Annotated in this window: 15 protein-coding genes and 1 pseudogene; 4 read left to right on the plus strand and 12 right to left on the minus strand. The window is 41.2% G+C overall.

Translation table 11 applies throughout. The features are described from left to right. Positions 1 to 119: 119 nt before the first annotated feature. The 12 genes and pseudogenes from ffh to AB6811_RS01525 form a co-directional block, all read right to left on the minus strand. Complete coding sequence (gene ffh / locus AB6811_RS01470) at positions 120 to 1,454, minus strand: signal recognition particle protein (protein ID WP_369488428.1); 1,335 nt, start codon at positions 1,452 to 1,454, stop codon at positions 120 to 122. Positions 1,455 to 1,509: 55 nt separating this feature from the next. After that, complete coding sequence (locus tag AB6811_RS01475; RefSeq protein WP_369488429.1) at positions 1,510 to 2,118, minus strand: hypothetical protein; 609 nt, start codon at positions 2,116 to 2,118, stop codon at positions 1,510 to 1,512. A gap of 57 nt (positions 2,119 to 2,175) precedes the next feature. Beyond that, positions 2,176 to 3,966, minus strand: coding sequence for an arginine--tRNA ligase (argS, locus tag AB6811_RS01480; protein WP_369488430.1), 1,791 nt, complete (start codon positions 3,964 to 3,966; stop codon positions 2,176 to 2,178). Positions 3,967 to 3,989: 23 nt separating this feature from the next. Beyond that, complete coding sequence (gene secA / locus AB6811_RS01485) at positions 3,990 to 7,271, minus strand: preprotein translocase subunit SecA (protein WP_369488431.1); 3,282 nt, start codon at positions 7,269 to 7,271, stop codon at positions 3,990 to 3,992. 628 nt (positions 7,272 to 7,899) lie between these two features. Further along, on the minus strand, positions 7,900 to 8,082 hold the full coding sequence (locus AB6811_RS01490; RefSeq protein WP_369488432.1) for a hypothetical protein: 183 nt from the start codon (positions 8,080 to 8,082) through the stop codon (positions 7,900 to 7,902). Between the two features lie 494 nt (positions 8,083 to 8,576). After that, a complete protein-coding gene (locus AB6811_RS01495) occupies positions 8,577 to 9,089 on the minus strand; it encodes a ferritin (protein WP_369488433.1) in 513 nt (170 codons plus the stop codon). A 56-nt stretch (positions 9,090 to 9,145) separates the two neighbouring features. After that, positions 9,146 to 9,772, minus strand: coding sequence for a DUF8439 domain-containing protein (locus tag AB6811_RS01500; protein WP_500812343.1), 627 nt, complete (start codon positions 9,770 to 9,772; stop codon positions 9,146 to 9,148). Position 9,773: 1 nt separating this feature from the next. After that, a pseudogene (locus AB6811_RS01505) lies at positions 9,774 to 10,859 on the minus strand (DNA polymerase III subunit gamma/tau); the annotation flags it as partial. A 584-nt stretch (positions 10,860 to 11,443) separates the two neighbouring features. Continuing rightward, entirely contained in the window at positions 11,444 to 12,607 is a 1,164-nt protein-coding gene (locus AB6811_RS01510) for a metallophosphoesterase (protein WP_369488435.1), read from the minus strand. 88 nt (positions 12,608 to 12,695) lie between these two features. Then, positions 12,696 to 12,887, minus strand: a complete 192-nt coding sequence (locus tag AB6811_RS01515; RefSeq protein WP_369488437.1) for a cold-shock protein — start codon at positions 12,885 to 12,887, stop codon at positions 12,696 to 12,698. Positions 12,888 to 13,085: 198 nt separating this feature from the next. Beyond that, a complete protein-coding gene (locus tag AB6811_RS01520; protein ID WP_369488438.1) occupies positions 13,086 to 15,386 on the minus strand; it encodes a GH92 family glycosyl hydrolase in 2,301 nt (766 codons plus the stop codon). Positions 15,387 to 15,423: 37 nt separating this feature from the next. Next, positions 15,424 to 18,219 (minus strand): alpha/beta hydrolase family protein, encoded by a 2,796-nt coding sequence (locus tag AB6811_RS01525; protein WP_369488439.1) that lies wholly within the window; start codon positions 18,217 to 18,219, stop codon positions 15,424 to 15,426. Between the two features lie 262 nt (positions 18,220 to 18,481). Between AB6811_RS01525 and AB6811_RS01530 the strand changes: the two genes are divergently transcribed. The 4 genes from AB6811_RS01530 to AB6811_RS01545 are packed head-to-tail and all read left to right on the plus strand — an operon-like array spanning position 18,482 to position 20,736. Continuing rightward, positions 18,482 to 18,988 carry a hypothetical protein gene (locus AB6811_RS01530; RefSeq protein WP_369488440.1) on the plus strand — a complete coding sequence of 169 codons (507 nt, stop codon included), beginning with the start codon at positions 18,482 to 18,484 and terminating at the stop codon, positions 18,986 to 18,988. Beyond that, entirely contained in the window at positions 18,985 to 20,049 is a 1,065-nt protein-coding gene (locus tag AB6811_RS01535) for a hypothetical protein (RefSeq protein WP_369488441.1), read from the plus strand. Before AB6811_RS01530 ends, AB6811_RS01535 begins: the two co-directional genes overlap by 4 nt. Further along, on the plus strand, positions 20,033 to 20,476 hold the full coding sequence (locus tag AB6811_RS01540) for a hypothetical protein (protein WP_369488442.1): 444 nt from the start codon (positions 20,033 to 20,035) through the stop codon (positions 20,474 to 20,476). Before AB6811_RS01535 ends, AB6811_RS01540 begins: the two co-directional genes overlap by 17 nt. Positions 20,477 to 20,523: 47 nt before the next feature. Beyond that, positions 20,524 to 20,736, plus strand: a complete 213-nt coding sequence (locus tag AB6811_RS01545) for a hypothetical protein (protein WP_369488443.1) — start codon at positions 20,524 to 20,526, stop codon at positions 20,734 to 20,736. Positions 20,737 to 20,807 lie beyond the last annotated feature (71 nt).

Consider the following 20,807-nt stretch of genomic DNA (forward strand, 5'->3'; position numbering starts at 1 on the left):
TTCGAGTTAATATTAAACTGAATTTTTACTTGAAGTTGGAATCCGAAATCCAAATACCAAATACCAAATACCAAACACTAAACACAAAACACTAAACACAAAACACTAAACACAATAACCTATCTCCTATGCGGTTGGTTCATCATTCTTGCCAAATTTTTTGCACCACCGCCCGATACCATTTTCATTAGCTTACGCATATCCTCAAATTGTTTCAGCAATCGGTTAACCTCAACGATTGATGTTCCGCTACCCTCCGCTATGCGCTTACGGCGACTGCCATTCATCAGCGATGGGTTTTCGCGTTCTTCAGGGGTCATCGATTTGATGATGGCTTCGATGTTTTTAAAAGCATCATCATCAATATCAATATCCTTTAAGGCCTTGCCAACCCCGGGAATCATACCGGCAAGGTCTTTAAGGTTACCCATTTTTTTAATCTGGTTAATCTGTTCAAGAAAATCGTTAAAGTTGAACTGATCCTTAAGTATCTTTTTGTGGAGGATTTTAGCCTGTTCGGCATCGTATTGTTCTTGCGCTTTCTCAACCAGCGAAACAATATCGCCCATTCCAAGGATACGATCGGCCATTCGATCGGGGTGGAAGATATCGAGAGCATCAAGTTTTTCGCCGGTGCTAACGAATTTAATGGGTTTGTCAACAACGGCACGTATGGAGAGGGCTGCACCGCCACGGGTATCACCATCGAGCTTGGTGAGCACAACGCCGTCAAAGTTGAGCCTATCGTTAAATTCCTTTGCGGTGTTTACCGCATCCTGGCCGGTCATGGAGTCGACTACGAAAAGGATTTCATTGGGTGAAACAGCCTTTTTGATGGCTTCAACCTCTTTCATCATCTCCTCGTCGATAGCCAAACGCCCAGCAGTATCAATTATTACAACGTTCTGATTGTTGTTCTTTGCCACCCTGACAGCTTCCCTGGCAATTCCAATAGGATCGTTGCTGCCGGGTATGGTAAATACTGGAACATTAATTTGTTGACCTAAAACCTTAAGCTGTTCAATAGCAGCGGGTCGGTAAACGTCGCCTGCAACCAGCAGAGGGCTTTTCCCCTTTTTGTTTTTTAGGTGGTTGGCAAGTTTTGCCGAGAAAGTTGTTTTACCTGAACCCTGTAAACCTGCAATAAGGATAACTGTTGGATTACCTGCAAGGTTAATATCCGTGGCTTGTCCGCCCATAAGGCTAACAAGCTCATCGTGAACAACCTTAACCATCAGTTGTCCAGGCTTAATGGCATTTAGCACATTCATGCCGAGTGCCTTACGCTTTACCTCATCGGTAAATGTTTTGGCAACCTTGTAGTTAACATCGGCCTCAATAAGTGCCTTGCGGATTTCCTTTACGGTTTCGGCAACATTAATCTCGGTGATTTTACCTTCACCTTTTAGTATTTTAAAAGAGCGCTCAAGCCTATCGGTTAAATTCTCAAACATATCGGTATGCTCTTATTTCAAATTATTATGCAAACTTAATAAAAATATGGGTTTATTAATCGAAGGAGAATGATAGAAAGGCGCCAATCTCAAGCGACCAACTGGTCCTATTCCCATTAAACACGGGGTCGGGTGAAACCAAGTAAAAATTTTTTGATGGTACGTAGCTGGCGCCGAAGTTTCCCCCAAGATTAAACCGCCAAATCTGAAAGGTAAGCCTTAGCTTTGCATTAGCAGCAAGGTAAACCGGGTTGGTGAGTTTGTACCCATTGCTAATGGTTTGGTTGGTTGATTTAAAATAACCAATCACCGGTCCAGCATTGAACTCTGCACGGCCGGGAATTATATGGGTAAAAAGTTGTAGTAAGAACTCGCCAAAAGTATCAAATACAAAGGGTTCATTACTTCTACTGGATTTGGTTCGATGAGCAAAGTAGATAGGGAGGGTATAAGCGTATTCGGCTCCGCTAAAATTGTAGTACCGATTTATACCAACTCGAAGGCCGTTTTTTAAATCGTAGAAGTATGCTCCTGTAAATCCAAAGTAAGCCGAGTTGTTCCCATCTATTCCTTCCTTCCCAAACATGCCTGTTATTCCAAACTCAGAGCCAAAATCCTTAGCGGGCTCAAATTCCTGTGCCTTAACGTTAAAAGTTGTAACCAAAATTACAAAGGCAGAAAGACAAAACTTATTTAATTGCATACTAAAAAAATCAACGGATTACATTCTTTCAGGCACATCGATACCAAGTAACCACATGGCCCGTTTGATTATATCGGCTACTTGTTCCGAGAGCGATAACCTAAGCAACCTTATACCTTCGTTAGGTTCTTTAAGAATGGTGAAATCATGGTAGAACTGGTTGTATTCTTTGGCTAGCTCGTAGGTGTAATTGGCAATTAATGAAGGATTATGGTTTTGAGCGGCTGCAAGGACAATCTCAGGAAATTGACTTAAAAGCTGTATAAGTTCAAGTTCCTTTGAATTGCTAATGAAGTCGGGTTGTATTATTCCATTAACCTGATAGCCCGCATGGGTTGCCTTGGCAAGAACTGACTTAATTCGAGCATGGGTGTACTGGATGAATGGGCCTGTATTCCCGTTAAAATCAATGGATTCCTTTGGGTTGAAGGTCATGTTTTTCTTGGGATCTACCTTCAAAATGAAGTACTTAAGCGCAGCAAGGCCTACCATTCTGATAACTTCAGATGCCACTCCGTGGTCAACGTCATCGAGCTTGCCTAACTCCTCTGACATTTGACGTGCAGTTTCAATCATTTCTTCAATCAGATCGTCGGCGTCGACTACTGTGCCCTCGCGCGATTTCATTTTACCTTCAGGAAGCTGAACCATGCCATAGGAAAGGTGGTAAAGAGCATCGCTCCATTCGTATCCCAACTTTTTCATTATCAACTTTAACACCTGAAAGTGATACTCCTGCTCGTTTCCAACAACGTAAATGTGTTCATCAAAGTTGAACTCATTGTATCGTTGAATGGCTGTGCCAATATCCTGTGTGATGTAAACCGACGTTCCATCGCCACGCAAAAGCAATTTCTGGTCCAATCCGTCATTTGTAAGATCAACCCACACTGAACCATCATCCTTCCTGAAGAATATTCCTCGGTTTAACCCATCCATAACCACCGATTTTCCGAGTAGGTATGTCTCGGACTCGTGGTAAACCTTGTCGAATGTAATTCCTAAATCGGCGTAAGTTTTATCAAATCCCTCATAAACCCAGCCATTCATGGTTTTCCATAGGTGAATAACCTCAGGGTCCTTGGCTTCCCAGCGTCGAAGCATTTCCTGTGCCTCCTGAATAATTGGGGCTTTTAGTTTTGCCTCATCCTCGGGCATCCCCTTGGCTTTTAGCTCCTCAACCTGGGCCTTGTACTCCTTATCGAATCTAACATAATAATCGCCCACCAGGTGATCGCCCTTTACTCCAGTTGATTCAGGTGTTTCGCCATTGCCAAACTTTTGCCAGGCAAGCATCGATTTGCAGATATGGATGCCACGATCGTTGACCAGGTTTACTTTAACTACCCGTTTCCCTGATTTTTCCATTATTCGGGAAATTGACATTCCAAGAAGGTTATTCCTGATATGTCCAAGGTGCAAGGGTTTGTTTGTGTTGGGCGATGAGAATTCAATAACTATCGGTTTATCCGATTTGGCCTCACAAAACCCAAAATCGTTGGTTTGAACAATGGTATTCAGTACATTAGCCCAGTACGATTTTGAAAGGGTTATGTTAAGGAAACCTTTGATTACATTGAAACTCTCAATATGTTTATCTAATGCTACAAGTTGTTCGCCAATTTCCTTACAGGTTTCCTCGGGCGATTTACGCGACAATTTAAGCAGCGGAAAGGCGACCATGGTGTAGTCGCCTTCAAATTCCTTTCTTGTTTTTTGTATCTGTATTAAACTATCGGCAATTGGTTGGTTGTATAGTTTTTCAGCTGCCGATTTTACCAATACCTGAATGAACTTCTCTGCTGTCATTTTTCCTTTTGGTTCAGAAATAATTATAGGTTTTTACCGTGACAATTCTTGTACTTTTTACCGCTACCGCATGGGCATGGATCGTTACGTCCTACCTTAACTTCAACTTTTACTGGTTGACGGCTCTGCTCCTGGGTGTTTGCGCCAGGCTGTAAATTATCGGTACGGCTGGTTTGGTACTGGCTCATATCGGTACGTCGGCTTTGACGGGCTTCCTGTACCTGGTTGGGATCGCGAAGCGGAATGAACGCCTTCACAAGAACTGCAACAATATCGCGGTTAAGCTTATCAATCATTGTGCGGAAAAGGTCAAATGCTTCCAGCTTATAGATGAGCAGAGGGTCTTTTTGCTCGTATACGGCATTCTGAACGCTCTGTTTTAGCTCGTCCATTTCACGCAGGTGTTCCTTCCAGTACTCATCGATAGTGAACAGTATGATGTTCTTTGTGAAAGAACGAATTAGTTCCTTACCACCTGTCTCGTAAGCCTTTTTCAGATTTGTAACGGTTTGATAAACCTTTTGACCGTCGGATATTGGTACCACGATATTCTCGTAGATGGCCGATTGTTTTTCGTAAACCTCTTTGATTACCGGGTAGGCCTGTCGTGCAATTTCATGCGCCTTTCGATCGTACGATTCTAGGGCAACCTTGTAAAGCCTTTGGGCTATCTCTGATGGTTTAAGCTCAAGGTACTCGTCTTCGGTTATAGGGACATCGAGTGAAAATTGCTTGATGATCTCTAGCTTGAAATCATCGTACTCGTAATTACCATGGAACTCGTTAACTATTGCCTCGCAAACATCCATGAACATGTTTGAGATATCCACATCGAGCCTTTCGCCAAAGAGTGCGTGGCGGCGACGCTTGTAAATAACCTCGCGCTGAGCGTTCATTACGTCGTCGTACTCCAGCAAACGCTTACGTATTCCAAAGTTGTTCTCCTCAACCTTTTTCTGAGCACGTTCAATGGATTTTGATACCATTGAGTGCTGAATTACATCGCCCTCCTTATGCCCCATGGCATCCATAACCCTTGCGATGCGGTCCGAGCCAAAAAGGCGCATTAAATCATCCTCCAGTGAAACATAGAATTGCGATGTTCCCGGATCGCCCTGGCGTCCCGAACGACCACGCAGCTGACGGTCAACACGCCTCGATTCATGACGCTCAGTACCAATAATAGCCAAACCGCCCGCAGCCCGCGATTCAGGGGTTAGCTTAATGTCAGTACCACGACCTGCCATGTTGGTGGCTATGGTTACCGTTTTGGGTATACCTGCATGTGCCACAATTTCAGCTTCGCGTTGGTGTTGCTTGGCGTTAAGCACATTATGCTGTATCCCTTTAAGTTTTAGCATTCGGCTCAGCAATTCCGACACCTCAACCGAGGTAGTACCAACCAGTACCGGACGGTTTGCATCGCGGAGTCTAACTATTTCATCAATTACTGCATTGTACTTCTCGCGTTTGGTTTTGTAAACCAAATCTTCCATATCCTTACGGATAACCGGTTTGTTTGTGGGGATAACTACAACATCAAGTTTATAGATACTCCAGAACTCACCGGCCTCAGTTTCAGCAGTACCGGTCATACCTGCCAGCTTATGGTACATACGGAAGTAGTTCTGAAGTGTAATTGTGGCAAACGTTTGAGTGGCAGCCTCAACCTTAACGCGCTCCTTGGCCTCAATGGCCTGGTGAAGACCATCGGAATACCTACGCCCCTCGAGGATACGACCTGTTTGCTCGTCAACAATTTTTACCTTGTTATCCATTACAACATACTCCACATCCTTCTCGAACATGGTGTATGCCTTTAGTAGCTGATGAACAGTATGTACGCGCTCCGATTTTACTGCATACTCCCTAAGTAGCTCATCCTTTTTAGTCAGCTTTTCGCCCTGTGTTATCGACATTTTCTCGATTTCGGCGATTTCGCTTCCTATGTCGGGGAGAACGAAAAACTTCGGATCTTCGGCTGAGCTGGTGATGAGGTCAATCCCCTTATCGGTTAGCTCAACAGAGTTTTGCTTTTCGTCAATTACAAAGTATAAATCGTCAGTAATAAGGTGCATGTTACGGTTGTTATCCTGCATGTAAAAGTTTTCAGTCTTAAGCAGGAGTGCCTTATTACCTTGTTCGCTTAGGAATTTGATAAGGGGTTTGTATTTTGGCCAACCCTTGTGCGCGCGGAGTAGTAGTTTTCCTCCCTCCTCGGTATTCCCTTCGGATATAAGTTTACGAGCATCGGTTAAAAGTTGGGTAATAAGTGAACGCTGTGCATTAACAAGTTTCTCAACCTTTGGCTTGTACTCCTCAAACATTTGATCCTCGCCTTTTGGAACGGGTCCTGAGATGATTAGCGGGGTTCGGGCATCGTCAATTAAAACCGAGTCAACCTCGTCCACAATGGCATAGTGGTGCTTTCGTTGAACCAGATCATCGGGAGCAATTGCCATGTTATCGCGTAGGTAGTCGAAACCGAACTCGTTGTTTGTTCCATAGGTGATATCGCAGTTGTAGGCCTTACGGCGAGCCTCAGAGTTAGGTTGATGCTTATCGATACAGTCCACTGAAAGGCCGTGGAACTCATATATTGGTCCCATCCACTCAGAGTCGCGGCGAGCAAGATAATCGTTTACGGTAACCACATGTACACCTTTGCCGGCAAGGGCATTCAGGAACACTGGTAGTGTGGCAACCAGCGTTTTACCTTCACCTGTTGCCATTTCGGCAATTTTCCCCTGATGCAGTACAACGCCACCAATGAGCTGTACGTCGTAGTGTACCATATCCCACACAATTTCATTACCTCCTGCCATCCAGCGGTTTTTGTAAATGGCCTTATCGCCTAGTATGGTAACAAAATCCTTTCGGGCGGCAAGGTCACGGTCGAACTGTGTAGCTGTTACCTCAATGGTTTCGTTCTCCTTGAACCTACGTGCGGTTTCCTTAACAATGGAAAAGGCATCGGGAAGTACCTGGTTAAGCACCTCCTCAATTTTATCGTCAATCTGCTTTGTTAATCGCTCAACTTCCTTGTAAACCCTTTCTTTTTCTTCATAGTCAATCTCTTCCGACTCCATCTGGGCTTTAAGCTGCTCCACTTTAGCCTCATCCTCAGCTATATAATCGCGCACTACCTTGCGTAGCCTTTCAGTCTCTTCCCTTAGCTGATCGTTTGTTAAGGTGGTATATCGGGGGTAAGCCTCCCTGATTTTGTTTACTATAGGCATCAGCTCGCGTAAATCGCGATCCGATTTGGTTCCAAAAAATTTGGTTAGAAAATTACTTAAGCCCATTTTGTAAAAATTTAAGATTTTTTGAAGCTTACAAATTTACTTGAATTTTTTGGATAACGAAAGGATACTACCTAATAAGAGTTTAATTCTGTTAATACGTAATTCAATGTTGTTTAGTTAAGGTTATTTGTTATGTTGTTCGCAAGCGAAACATCACGTTGTCGTGCTGAGACCAGATTTATAGGGATAGACTTCGCCGAAGCTTTTCATTGCTCATTTTTCTTCAATCCTTTGAAGAGATCCCTCGACTTTGCTCGGGATGACAAAAACCCTATTTTTCTTTCTACTCCTTTGTCATGCTGAACTAGCCGAAGCATCGCTTTACCTTTAATCCTTGTCGTTTTTTTGTAAACCGCTCTTTGCAATGCTTCTCCTTTGCGATGCAAAGCCTAATCCTTGTTCTTTGGAAAATGTAATGCGTGCATCGCTATTCTTGTAGGGGTAGCATTTTGGTTACAAATATTACGCCCCTACGGGGCTGGAAGCGGTCTTCGTTGCTCGTTGCTCGTTGTTCGCGGAATCGACCTCACCCCCGCCCCTCTCCTGACAGGAGAGGGGTGCACCGTTAAAGTCTCCCCTCTCAGGGGAGATTTAGAGGGGTCATCTAGGTTGAATATAGGATACGACCTCACCCTAACCCTTTCCCCTGAGAGGGAATGGAGCGGAAGAAGCAGGCTATGGTATAAAAGCCTGACCCGGCAATGGGTCGGGGGTGGAACGTGGCGGTGGGTTTAGTAAGCGATACCACATGAGTCACGCCAAAGGCGTGGCGAATAGTATCGCGTGGCAGTTCCACCCGCGGGGTACCCATCGGATCGGGCTTTTCAGCCTTGATTTTCTTTGGTTCTTTCTTGTATCAAGACAAGAAAGAACGTGTAAATAGCTCATTGCCATGCTTCACCGTTGCGATGCAAAGCTTCACCCTTGCTCTTTGGAAAATGTATTTCGTGCATCGCAATACATGGGGAGTAGGTGTGGAGTTACAAATATTACGCCCCTACGGGGCTTGAAGTGTTATTCGTTGTTCGTGAATCGTTGTTAGTGAATCTACTGTCTAGTTGAGCTAAGCGAAACGTCTCATGGGGGCGATTAGAGATCCTTCGCTGCGCTCAGGATGACAGGCATGAATATTTTTGTTAACTAAACGACATTGATACGTAATTTTTAAATGCCTAATATTAAAGCATGTATTTTTATAGGATTGGTAGGTTTCCCAATTAATATTTTGTATACTCTTTTAATAGATAAATCTTTAGCAATTAAAAAACGGGGCTAATTAGCCCCGTTTCTATTTGGCGATATTTTTTATTCTGCCTTTTTGGTGTCGTCTACAAAAGTGCGTTGTTTAAGCTCACGGTCGAGCATGAAAAGTCCATTGCCGTTGCCGTTGATTAGCTTTAGCGTATCAATTAATTCCTGGGCATTGGCTTCCTCTTCAACCTGTTCATCTACAAACCATTGCAGCATTCCTTTTGCAGCATGGTCTTTTTCCTCAATGGCAATATCCATAAGGTTATTGATTAAGCGGGTAACCTCCTTTTCATGCTTTAGTGTCTCCTCAAAGGCGTGTAGAGGGGAATCCCATTTGGTTGGAACCTCCTTAATGGGCTTGAGTTCAGGCTTACTACCGCGCTCAATTAGGTAGTCGAAAAATTTCATGGCATGGGTTAGCTCCTCCTGCCACTGTACTTTAAACCAATTGGCAAAGCCATTGAATCCCTGCGCTCCAAAGTGAGCTGACATGGACAGGTAAAGGTATGCCGACCAAATCTCGGCATTTATTTGCTCATTGATAGCTTGTTCTAAACGTTTATTCATAGCTTTAGTTTTTTAGGTTTCATTTCAAAAATAGTTAATTGCTACTTAAATAACAATTAATCGAGGTCAAGGTTCAATTGCTGTTTTAAACGGATTAGTGCTGGATTACGTTCTGCCATAAAGCGGAACTTATCTTCGGGAGTGTAGAGCCTTGGTTTTCCGTTATCCTCAATTTTTTCTACAATTTCCTCAGCTATTTCAATGTTTAGGATTCCAAAACTTTTCTTGATGTAGGTGAGCAAATCTTTTTTTATCTCGCTAAAAAGTTCAATCTGAATTTGACCCTCAAACTGAATAATGATTTTGTTATTTTCCTTTAAAATTGGCTTATACACCTGCATTAAGCTAAAATGTGCGGGTTTAACTTTCTGAATTTGCTCAGCAAAGCTTGTCCAAGCCTGAAGTACTTGTTCGTGTGAAATTCTTTTAATTTCAACACTTGCAATCCCTTGGTTTTCAGTTTGGATTTCCTCTACCTTGGGTTCATCATTATTTTTAATATCAGCATTATTCGGCGCTCCGCTTAATGCACCTTTGATTGATGTGGTGCGGACAGGTGTTTTAGGGGTTGTTGGTATTGCTTTTGGCGTAGCTGTTGGTTTTACGGTAGATGATATAGGCTGACTGTACTCAACGGGATCGGCGTCCTCTACCTGGCTGTCGTCAGATTTTTTTTTTTTGATTAAGCCCACAAAGCCTAATAAGCATCAGCTCAACATGAAGCCTTTGGTTGGGGCTTTGCCTAAAGGCGACATCAAACTGGTTGGTGACCTGAAGCGCTTCAATTAAGAAACCTGGCGGGCAGGTTGCTGCCATCTCCTTATACTTTTGGGCAATAGCCGCTCCAACCTCGAGTAAGGGAATTGTTTTTGGATCGTGGCAAACAAGCACATTCCTTAGATGCATGCTTAGCCCAGTTACAAACTGTTGGGCATCGAAACCCTTTGAGAGAAGTTCATCGAATATCTGCAATGAGTCAGCATAATCGCCCTTAAGGAAATTCTCGGTTAAACGGAAGTAATACTGGTAGTCGAGAACATTCAGATTTTCAATTACCTTTTGGTAGGTAATATGGTTCTCGCTAAAACTCACTACCTGGTCAAAGATTGAAAGGGCATCGCGCATGGCCCCGTCGGCCTTTTGGGCAATTATGTTCAAGGCTTCCACCTCGTATTCAACACCCTCTGTTTTAGCGATATACTCAAGGTAGTTTACGGTGTCCTCAACGCGGATACGGTTAAAATCGAATATCTGGCAACGCGATAGAATGGTAGGGAGGATTTTGTGTTTTTCGGTGGTTGCCATAATAAATATGGCATGGGCTGGCGGTTCCTCAAGTGTTTTAAGGAAAGCATTAAATGCGCTTTGCGAGAGCATGTGCACCTCATCGATAATGTATACGCTATACTTACCAATTTGGGGCGGTATGCGAACCTGCTCAATTAATTTTCGGATATCCTCAACGGAGTTGTTCGATGCTGCATCGAGCTCATGGATATTGTAGGAGCGGTTGGTGTTAAACGATTTGCAGCTTTCGCACTCATTACAGGCTTCCAGCTCAGGGGAAAGGTTTTGGCAGTTTATGGTTTTGGCAAAAATTCGGGCACATGTTGTTTTACCTACCCCTCGTGGTCCGCAGAACAAGTAGGCTTGGGCTAACTGCTTACGCTGTATGGCGTTTTTTAGGGTAGTAGTAATTGATGCCTGTCCAACCACGCTTTTAAACGTCGCTGGGCGATACTTTCGTGCCGATACAATGAAATTCTCCATTCCACCAAAATTTCAAAAACAAAAATAGAAAAATACTTAAACTAACAGTGGAGTAATAACTGTTAAATAGTATAATTTACAGAATGTGAGGGTAATAAGTTATTAACAGTTTTTTTTAATTACTAAAACCCCGCTATGGTGAAACGAGATGCTCATTATGATTTAAAGCTAGCTTTCTGATTTCTTGAATCTTACAGCAAGCATAAACAGTACCACAGTGTTAAACGGGGTAACACAAAGTTACACAGTGTAAGGTTTTATATCCCGTTGCAGCACAATCAACTTTCAATCATCAACTTAGCTTGTCATCCTGATCGTAGCGAAGGATCTCAAACCCGACAGAAGGGCAAAAGAGCAAATGGATGCTTCGACTTGGCTCAGTATGACAATAGTTTCACGAACAACGAGCAACTATACACGAACAACTTAATTTGTAATAAACCTGAGCGCAGCGAAAGTTCTTTTGAATAGTGTGCAGTGCACAGTGTGCAGTTTACAGGGAAGATGGAGAGTATTGTTTGGTTTTCAGTGTTTAGTGAAATGCTTTTTTTCACTATCAACTATCAACCATCAACCATCAACTATCAACTATCAACTAATCCTTTATCCTTTATCCTTATCACCGCTATCTCCGGTCTATTCCCAAGCCTTACCCTTGGGCCCCAGGTTCCATAGCCGGGCGATACATATATGTGTGTATTGCCAATCTTTTTATATCCCATGCTAACCTCATATACCGCTTGGGTAATGTAGTTTAAAGGCCACATCTGTCCGTGATGGGTGTGACCCGAAAGCTGCAAGTCAGCTCCGGATTCAACGGATTCGTTTAGATTGAATGGCTGATGGTCGAGCACTACTGTAAACTTACTCTGGTCGATATCTTTTGCTAATTCCGATAAGGTTTTACGGCTTTGCCCCAAGGCAAAATTGCTTTGCCGGTCGTACCGCCCTACAATGTTGATGTTGGCAACTTCAGCAACCGTGTCGTTCAAAACGTTTACACCATGTTTTTGAAGATACTCAATTTTTGCCCGATGGTTACTAAAGAACTCATGGTTTCCGGTTACTGCAAAAACGCCGTATTTTGCATTAATACGCTCAAATTGCTCTCCCATTTGACCATTAACCACCGGGGCAATGTCCTCATCAAAAATATCACCTACAAATAAGACAATATCAGGCTTTTGTGAGTTGATTTTGTCCACAAGCTTCGTTAATTCGTTTTTCCCAATTATTGTTCCTAGGTGAATATCGGAAACCATTGCTATGGTTAAGCCTCCACCTGGAATAGGTTTACTTGATTCAATTTTTAGCTGGTTTATCTTGGGGTTGATAGCGTATATATAGCCAGCAAGAATGACTGTAAGCGTTGCAAAGTATAGCATTCCAACTACCATTCTATGTGTTTCGAGGGAACTTTTAATATCTATTTTTAATAACCAATTTATAAGAGGCGATGCTAATTGAAAAAGCAGGAAAAAAAGTGTAAGGTAAAGCATAAAGGCTAACCAAATTGAGCCAACCTTTACAAGAAGTGTTGGAATTTGTCCACCTAATATAGCTTCAAGTATTCTACCAAAAGGGTAGGCTAGAACAATAAACCAAAATACAAACTTTAACCAAGTTCCAATTGAAGCCAAACTGAATACCGGTCGGGTTTGGTAAAATAGGAATAAATTAACAAGCGCGTAAACGCTTAGAACAATTGATAGAAAAATGGCTATTTGAGGAATTTTCATGTTTTTCATTTTTTTCAATTAACAAAATTAGCATTTGAAAGTTCATGGTAAAAAAAATCCCGGTAAAACCGGGATTAAAACAAGTATGTTGGATAATCTAAGTCAATTTTACGTCTACTGCATTCAGCCCTTTTCTACCTTGTTCAAGGTTGAAAGTAACCTCATCGTTTTCTGAAATTTGATCTTTTAATCCAGTGGCGTGTACAAAATACTCTTCACCTGTTTCTGAATCTTTAATAAAACCAAAGCCTTTTGATTCATTAAAAAATTTTACTGTTCCTTTGTTCATTTGTTGTGATTTATTAATTCGGGTGCAAGTAACGCATAATATTTGGATTTAGCACCATTAATTTAGATTTATTTTAAATATATTTCTTATATAATTGTATATCAAATAAATAACATTTGTTTAATTGTGTTAAATGTTTCAAAGATATTTCGATACGGCGAAATAATAGTTCCATCGATGCTTAGTGCATATTCCTTTTCACTTTAACTTTTTGGGTTTATCACCCATAATGAATGTTATTTCACCACCACTTGCTATATCGTTATGGTTTAAAAAGTAACTACTGTAAGGTTTGCCATTAAGCAACACCTTCTGAACATAAACATTGTTTTTAGCTTGATTTTGGGTTGAAATTATAAGTGTTTTTCCGTTTTCCAGTTTAATTGTGGCTTTGGTAACCAATGGGCTGCCAATAGCATAGTTTGGCGATGCAGGTGCTACAGGATAGAAACCAAGGGCGCTAAAAATGTACCAGGCACTCATCTGTCCGCAATCATCATTTCCGCTTAATCCGTCAGGTTTAGGTTGGTACATTAGGTTGCAAATGGTTCTAACCCAATACTGCGTTTTCCAAGGGTTATCAGTCCAGTTGTAGAGATATGGAACATGGTGCGACGGTTCATTCCCATGAACGTAATTACCTATCAACCCATCGCGGGTTATGTCTTCGGTTTCGGAAAAGTATTCATCCGGAAGATGCATGGTAAAGAGAGTGTCAAGATACGTTCGGAGTTGCTTTTTCCCACCAAGCATGCTTACCAAAGCATCGGGGTTATGGGGTACATAAAGGCTATAGTTCCATGAGTTACCCTCAATAAACCCTTGTCCATGTGTGCTAAGCACATTAAAACTAGTTTTGAAACTCCCGTTTGATAAACGAGGACGCATAAACCCAATGGACTTATCGAATACGTTTTGAAAATTGTTTGAACGACTTATGAACTCGTTGTAAATATCCTCTCTATTCAGTTTTTTAGCAAGTTGTGCAATGCACCAATCGTCGTAAGCGTATTCAAGGGTTTTGGAAACAGAACTCCCCGATATATCCTCAGGAACATAACCAAGTTCTCTGTAATAGCCTAACCCATCGTACCAGTTGTTTTTAGCGCTTTGAACGCAAGCCATAAGCGCATAGGGTAAATCAAAGCCATCGTTGCCTTTAACGGCTGCGTCGGCAATCACTGATACGGCATGGTATCCAATCATGCACCAGTTCTCATTTGCGTAGTGCGACCATATAGGGAGCATGCCATGGACGCTTTGACTGTAATGAGCCAACATCGATTTTACCATATCGACATTTCGTTTTGGCTGTATAATATTAAAAAGCGGATGCAAAGCTCTATATGTGTCCCAGAGCGAGAAGGTAGTGTAGTTATCAAAATTGGTTGCTGTGTAAATGTTTTGGTCAAGCCCTCGATATTTCCTATCTGTATCCATGTAAATGGTTGGACTTAGAAAGGCATGGTACATCGATGTGTAAAAGTTTACCTTGTCACTATCAGTAAGGGTTTCGACTTCAATTTTACCTAGCTCATCATTCCATTGCTCTTGACCCTTATTTTTGATGGCATCAAAATCCCAGCCTGGAGCTTCGGCATTTAGATTTTCAACTGCTCCGCTGGTACTCACGGGCGATAATGCAACTTTTAGCAATATTTGTTCATGGTTTGCAGTTGAAAAGTCGAAGTGGCAACGAATTTCACGCCCAGCATTTTCAGGGAAATTGGTGTTTTGATTGAATTTTCGCCAAAAACCTTTATAAATCAACTTATCGCCATTGATTATGCCATAGGTTTTAAATGGCTTTGAAAAGGTAATGGCAAAGTATACAGTACGGGTGCGTGCCCATCCTGATGTTTGTCGGTACCCGGTTATAAGGGTATCGTTTTCAACCCGAATGAATGTCCAAACGTTTTTTTCGGGATAATTATAAATGCCATGAACAAGGTCAATGATTATGTGCGCTGAGTCGGTTTCAGGGAATGTGTAACGATGTAGCCCAACCCTTGTGGTGGTAGTTAGCTCTGCAAGAATGTTATAATCTAAGAGTTTGACCCTGTAGTAGTTTGGTTCGGCAAACTCATTGGAATGAGAAAATTTGGAGCGATACCCTGTATTTGTATTGGAAGCAGTTCCGGGGTTTAAGTAAAGCTTGCCAACGGTTGGCATCACAAGAATATCACCAAGGTCGGAATGCCCTGTTCCGCTAAAATGGGTATGGCTAAAGCCAACTATGGTACTGTCCCCGTACTGATAACCAGCGCAATACTTGTAAACATCGGGATTGTACTTGCCATTGGAAGAGTAGGGGATAGTATCGGTATCGGGACTAAGTTGCACTGCCCCAAACGGAACGGTTGCGCCAGGGAAAGTATGCCCCATTCGCTCAGTTCCAATGAATGGGTTTACCCATTTGATATAATTCTTAGGTTGTGCAAAAATTGCACAAGTTGAAAAAAGTAAGGTAATTGTTAGTGTAGTGCAATACTTTCCCATTTTCTAACCAGCTAAAATTTCAGTTAAAATAAATATTTCATTTATTCATTGGGTCATACCCCATAGTTTTTCCTTTTTGGGTTTGAGGCAAACCGTTCATCCACATAGGCATTGGTGCATCCTTCAAGTAGTAGTCAAAGAATTGTTGCATGCGAATTGACCAGTCAACCCTGTTGGGATAACGGGTAAGGTTATGATCATCGTTGTTATAGTTGATTAACCAAACCGGTTTGCCCAGCCTACGGAGAGCAAGGAAAAGTTCAATACCCTGATACCATGGAACGGCACCATCGGCATCGTCGTGTCTAATAAGTAATGGCGTATTAACCCTGGGAGCGTAAAAGAGGGGGCTGTTCTCAATAAAATGTAAGGGTTTATCCCAAAGGGTTCCTCCTATCCGGCTTTGGGTGTGCTCATACTGAAACATGCGGGCCATACCCGATCCCCAGCGGATTCCTCCATACGCACTTGTCATATTTGATACAGGCGCCCCAGCCGAGGCTGCTTTAAACAGGTTGGTTTGAGTGATAAGGTAAGCCACCTGGTATCCACCCCAGCTTTGACCTTGCACACCTATTCTGTCCTTATCAACAAATCCTTCCTTTATTAACGACATGGTTCCGCTTATAACAGCATCGTAGGCGCTCCGTCCCGGATACCCTATTTGATACTTAATGTTGGGCATAAAAACAATGTAACCATTGCTAACAAACATGGAAGGCGATATTACGGAACGGCTTGGCTTGGGATCGTAGAAGTTGAAAAGGTTTTCGGTATGGGTTTCGTAAAAGTAAACCATCATTGGGTATTTACGGTTCGGGTCAAAATCGTCGGGGAGGTAAAGCAACCCTTCAACTGAATCGCGGTTAAAGTCAATCCACTTATACAGCTTAACTGTACCCAACCTGAAGCTATTGAGTGCAGGGTTAGCATTTGAAATTTTTGTCTGAGCCAAAAAGTTCATGCTGCCAATCCATAAATCGCGATACTCGTTAAATGATTCCCTTTGCCAGATCAAAGCATTGCTGTTTTTTGCCTTTGATACGAATCTGTACTTATGGTTGGTTAGGAATTTTTGGTCAACCCCAGTTTGACTATTTACTTGTATTAAGCCAAACCCAGCTTGTTTTGTGGAGTTATTAAAGATTTCAACCAGTTCATAGTTGCTATAGCTCAGATAGTCATCATCGTTTGTTTGAACTATTCTGTAAGTGTTTTTCAGAGTTCTACCCGAACTGTTTGTAATACATGTTGGTTTCACCTTCCCGGTTGGGTCTAAAGCCCAAATGTCATACTTGTCGTAAACCAAAAAATATTTATCATTTTCAACCCAACCTGCATATCCATATGGTCGGGGTATTTGAGGTATGTCGTTTTGTTCATCGTAAAAGTTAGCGGGTAAACCCTTGGTTTGGCTTATGGTTTTACCCTCTTTCTTGCTCCAGGTATACCATGAGCTATCGGCAGGGTTGTAGTATGCAACGTACTTTCCCGATGGCGATAGTTGAGGCTGAAATGGTAAACCTTTTAGTAAAAGCTCATATTTCCCCGTATTGATATCAACCAGGTAGTAGTCCGATTTTAGAGGGCTTTCCCATGTCATGGCATATAAATAGGGTTTGTTGCACGATACAAGCGCATATGGTGCATCGCCTTTTAAGGAGATCTTTACCCTTTCAATTGAATCGTTTGTAAGCTGTAGCATTCTTTTTTCACTAATGTGGTATACGGCCATGAACGATTTTTTATCGGTCTCTTTCAGCCTAACTTTTTGCTGGGTTTGCAAAAGGGTATCGTTCCAGCTCCAAATGTCAAACTCTGCCTTTTCATCGTCAAGGAGGGTGTCTTTTCCCTCCTTATCGGGAATGGGCTTTGTTCCAAAAAACAATCTTTTTCCGTTGGCCGAGAAATAGGGTTCAAAGTGCTGACTAACCATCCAGCCTTTAGGCATACCGTTTGTGGCTTTATCTACTGCAAGCTGAACTTTTCGGTTTTTTGATTCCCAGTAGTATAGTGCGTATTCTTTTACTTTTCCGGTATCGCTTGTAAATACAAAGGCTAGTTGATAACCCTTGTCGTCAAAGTTAACCTGTGCAATCTCTCCATTCAATTTGAAAATCTCTGAGGTAGAGTGGTTTTTTGTGTCGAAAATATACAACGATGAAAGTTTTATGGAGTCGCCCACCAATTTGCTGTATGCAACAAATTGTCCGTTTTTGCTTATGGTGTACTGATTAACGCTATCGATACTAAGGGAAAAATCATTTATAGGGTTAAGTATGGTTAGGGTGCCCACCGTACTACTTTTTTTGGTTGAGCTTTTCTTTTTCGACTCTTTTTTTGTTGAATCGCTTTCCTCTTTATTTTTGGCTAGTTCAGTCAGTAATGCTATATAATTTCCCTCATCTTCAGGAATCCTATACGATTTTGCATTTGGAAAGGAGTAGCCAATTGAATTTGCAAACACATATACCTTGATGGAATCCTTTGGCAGCTCATCAGCTTTCTTTTTTGCCAGCTTGGCTTGGCGGGTCACTTCAAATTTAGGTTTGACCTGAAAAGCTATAAAGTTGCTGTTGGGTGAGAATTTCGCATTATACCCTCTTGGGAACTGAAGATTGCCTCTTGTGCTATCGATATAAACCCATAGCACTCCATCGCCTTTTTGGGGGTTGACCTCGTAGCTTACGAGTATTCCATTGTTGGAAATACTTGGTTTTAAAATATCGTTCCAGCTGTCATACACTTCATGGCCTAGAAATTTTTTGGAACTGTTTTGTGCAAAAAGATTGACTGTTAGTAGCAAAACCGGAAATAAGGCTGTGAGCTTCATAGCTATTATGTTTTTGTTTGGTTTACTTTTTGATTCATGGAAACTATTAAGGTTTAAGATGATTATTTTGTACATGCGAGTCTTCAGACGCGAGCGATGGATGTATAAAAAATTTTGGTGAATGTGGGTAAAGGAATTATTACTACATTTACCGAAGGCTACCGGTCGGAGCGGCGTATGCCGCACGCGTTTAAAAACGAGCGGGAGCGAGGGTAATAAAGTGTAAGAAGTATTTGTCCCGGACTACAAGTCCGCGCCAGCAATGGCGAGTGAAATGTTAATGTTACCGCACGGATTGGCTTTGCCGAACTCCCTTTGGTCGGTTGCAAATCCGCGCGAGCGGGGGGGTACAGGATGTAGCAGGACACTTCTGCTTAATACCATGCTATTCGTATTTTTGTTTGTTATAAGGTTTTTTGCCTTTGGCAATGGCGTTATAAACGCCGGAATTACAAACGCACGCATCGCAGATGCGCGCGAGCGGGGGCTTATAAATGATTTAGGTAATGAGAAGCTGGGTGAATTTGCAAATTTACAATGGGTATTCAAAAAGACCGACGGGATAACTGACGATGTACTGAAAGATAAAGTAATTGGGGCGTTGGAAAGTAAAGCTGGCAAAGAAGCTCTCAAACAAGTGCCTTTACAAAAGGTTATAGAATTTACGAAGTTAAAAAACTTGAGCGAAGTTTCAAAAGTTCAAGCATTAATCAATCATTTTAAAGATGTTAATAATTTTAAGACCGTATTTAAAGTTGTAGAACAATGACAAACAAACTTATAGCCACAATAAAAAATATACAGCACTACTACGAAATAGACAGTTCTTATTTGCTGTATATTGATAAAAAAGATAATTTGAGATGTATTTCAAAGGATAATTTTAAAGAAATATGGTACTTTGAAAACTGTTATAACTTCTTTATTAATAAGGAATATGTTGTTTGTGGGATGGTTGGGAATGAAAAAACAACTATACTAAACCTGAATGATGGCACAAAGGTTAAAGAATTCGATTTCGACTTAAATATAAAAGGTAAAAGAACTGAATTATATTACTATGGGTCAACATACAGAAACAATGAACCTGTAATCCTGAAATTTGATTTAAGTAAAAATGAATTAGCGGGAATTTTCCCTTCATTGTTTGGAATAGGAACACTATTGAATGATATTCACTATCTTACGGATAAAAAAGGGAAAATACTTTTTAAGAAGAATATCGAAAACGACACCACCCTTTGGCAGTTCGACATTTCCCAGTTTGGCACATATAAAGACAAAAAAATCTTTACAGATAAAGAGCCGGAAGTTCGCCAGCGGGAAATAAACCGGGTTTATTACCACAACAATAAAATAATAGTAACCCTTTCGAGGGCAATTATAGCATTAAACCCGGTTAACGGGGAGTTAATCTGGAAAATTGATTTTGATAATTACGACCCTGTAACCCTTTTGTTTGACGGGAATATTGCTTATTCAGGGAGACTGATATACTTTGCTATTATTGACATAGAAAAAGGTATAAAACTTTTTGAAAAGGATTTTGACCCCTCTTACCGTTTTGAAATCGAAGGATTTAAATTGAGCCAAATTAGGTACATCGGCCTAACCCTTCATGAAAACCACCTTTGGTTCACCCATGAGGATAAAGGGCATCAGTTTTTATTGAAAGCCGACCCACGAAATGGTAATATTGTGGACGGTATGCTGCTAGAAACGAAGCTTCCGACCCATCCGCCTCAATTTGATGAAAACAGAATGTATATATTAGACCAGGAAGGGAATTTGTATGTATATGAAACAATTGAAAATGAACAATATAATTAAAATTAAAAGTACAGGATGTAGCAGGACACTTTTGCTTAATACCATGCTATTCGTATTTTTGTTTGTTGTAAGGGTTTTTGCCTTTGGCAATGGCGTTATAAACGCCGGAATTACAAACGCACGCATTGCAGATGCGCGCGAGCGGGGGCTTATAAATGATTTAGGTAATGAGAAGCTGGGTGAATTAGCAAATTTACAATGGGTATTCAAAAAGACCGACGGGATAACTGACGATGTACTGAAAGATAAGGTAATTGGGGCGTTAAAGAAATATATACCAAAACTTAAAGAAGCTTTGGACTTTAATACGGTTAAAAAATTATTTCCTAGGGATGAATTGATTGATGAAACCAATTATGTAGAAAGGTTAATCAAAAATTTTGAGAAAGCTGAAAAATTTAATAAAGTATTTAAGGTTGTTGAATGATGAATCTAATCCGCAAAATATCAGGCCTACGGCAAATGCCCACTATTATGGGTGAAAGAATATATTTTATTGACCGTAAATCTGAAAGGCTTATTGCTCTTGATAAGAAAACTTTTAATATTGTTTTCCAGCTTGATGATAAAACACCTTCATTATCAATCTTCCAGAATCTAATCCTTTGCTATGGTTTAAATATCTATAACCTTGAAGGAAGTAAAATTTATTCAGGAGATGCCCAATATTCTTATGAAAATGTATAATTTGAAAAGCTGACATTATGGAAACTTGTTGACAATGAAAAAGAAACAGTCTCATACCATGTGTTTGATAC

The organism is Tenuifilum sp. 4138str (assembly GCF_041102575.1).
GTDB classification, from domain to species: Bacteria; Bacteroidota; Bacteroidia; order Bacteroidales; family Tenuifilaceae; genus Tenuifilum; species Tenuifilum osseticum.

What these genes read in the sequence shown, in the direction of transcription:
- AB6811_RS01520 (WP_369488438.1), bottom strand. Translation starts at nt 15,386, where the DNA reads ATGGGAAAGTATTGCACTACACTAACAATTACCTTACTTTTTTCAACT.
- secA (WP_369488431.1), bottom strand. Translation starts at nt 7,271, where the DNA reads ATGGGCTTAAGTAATTTTCTAACCAAATTTTTTGGAACCAAATCGGAT.
- AB6811_RS01515 (WP_369488437.1), bottom strand. Translation starts at nt 12,887, where the DNA reads ATGAACAAAGGAACAGTAAAATTTTTTAATGAATCAAAAGGCTTTGGT.
- ffh (WP_369488428.1), bottom strand. Translation starts at nt 1,454, where the DNA reads ATGTTTGAGAATTTAACCGATAGGCTTGAGCGCTCTTTTAAAATACTA.
- AB6811_RS01510 (WP_369488435.1), bottom strand. Translation starts at nt 12,607, where the DNA reads ATGAAAAACATGAAAATTCCTCAAATAGCCATTTTTCTATCAATTGTT.
- AB6811_RS01495 (WP_369488433.1), bottom strand. Translation starts at nt 9,089, where the DNA reads ATGAATAAACGTTTAGAACAAGCTATCAATGAGCAAATAAATGCCGAG.
- AB6811_RS01490 (WP_369488432.1), bottom strand. Translation starts at nt 8,082, where the DNA reads ATGGGTACCCCGCGGGTGGAACTGCCACGCGATACTATTCGCCACGCC.
- argS (WP_369488430.1), bottom strand. Translation starts at nt 3,966, where the DNA reads ATGACAGCAGAGAAGTTCATTCAGGTATTGGTAAAATCGGCAGCTGAA.
- AB6811_RS01525 (WP_369488439.1), bottom strand. Translation starts at nt 18,219, where the DNA reads ATGAAGCTCACAGCCTTATTTCCGGTTTTGCTACTAACAGTCAATCTT.
- AB6811_RS01540 (WP_369488442.1), top strand. Translation starts at nt 20,033, where the DNA reads ATGAACAATATAATTAAAATTAAAAGTACAGGATGTAGCAGGACACTT.
- AB6811_RS01530 (WP_369488440.1), top strand. Translation starts at nt 18,482, where the DNA reads ATGGCGAGTGAAATGTTAATGTTACCGCACGGATTGGCTTTGCCGAAC.
- AB6811_RS01545 (WP_369488443.1), top strand. Translation starts at nt 20,524, where the DNA reads ATGGGTGAAAGAATATATTTTATTGACCGTAAATCTGAAAGGCTTATT.
- AB6811_RS01535 (WP_369488441.1), top strand. Translation starts at nt 18,985, where the DNA reads ATGACAAACAAACTTATAGCCACAATAAAAAATATACAGCACTACTAC.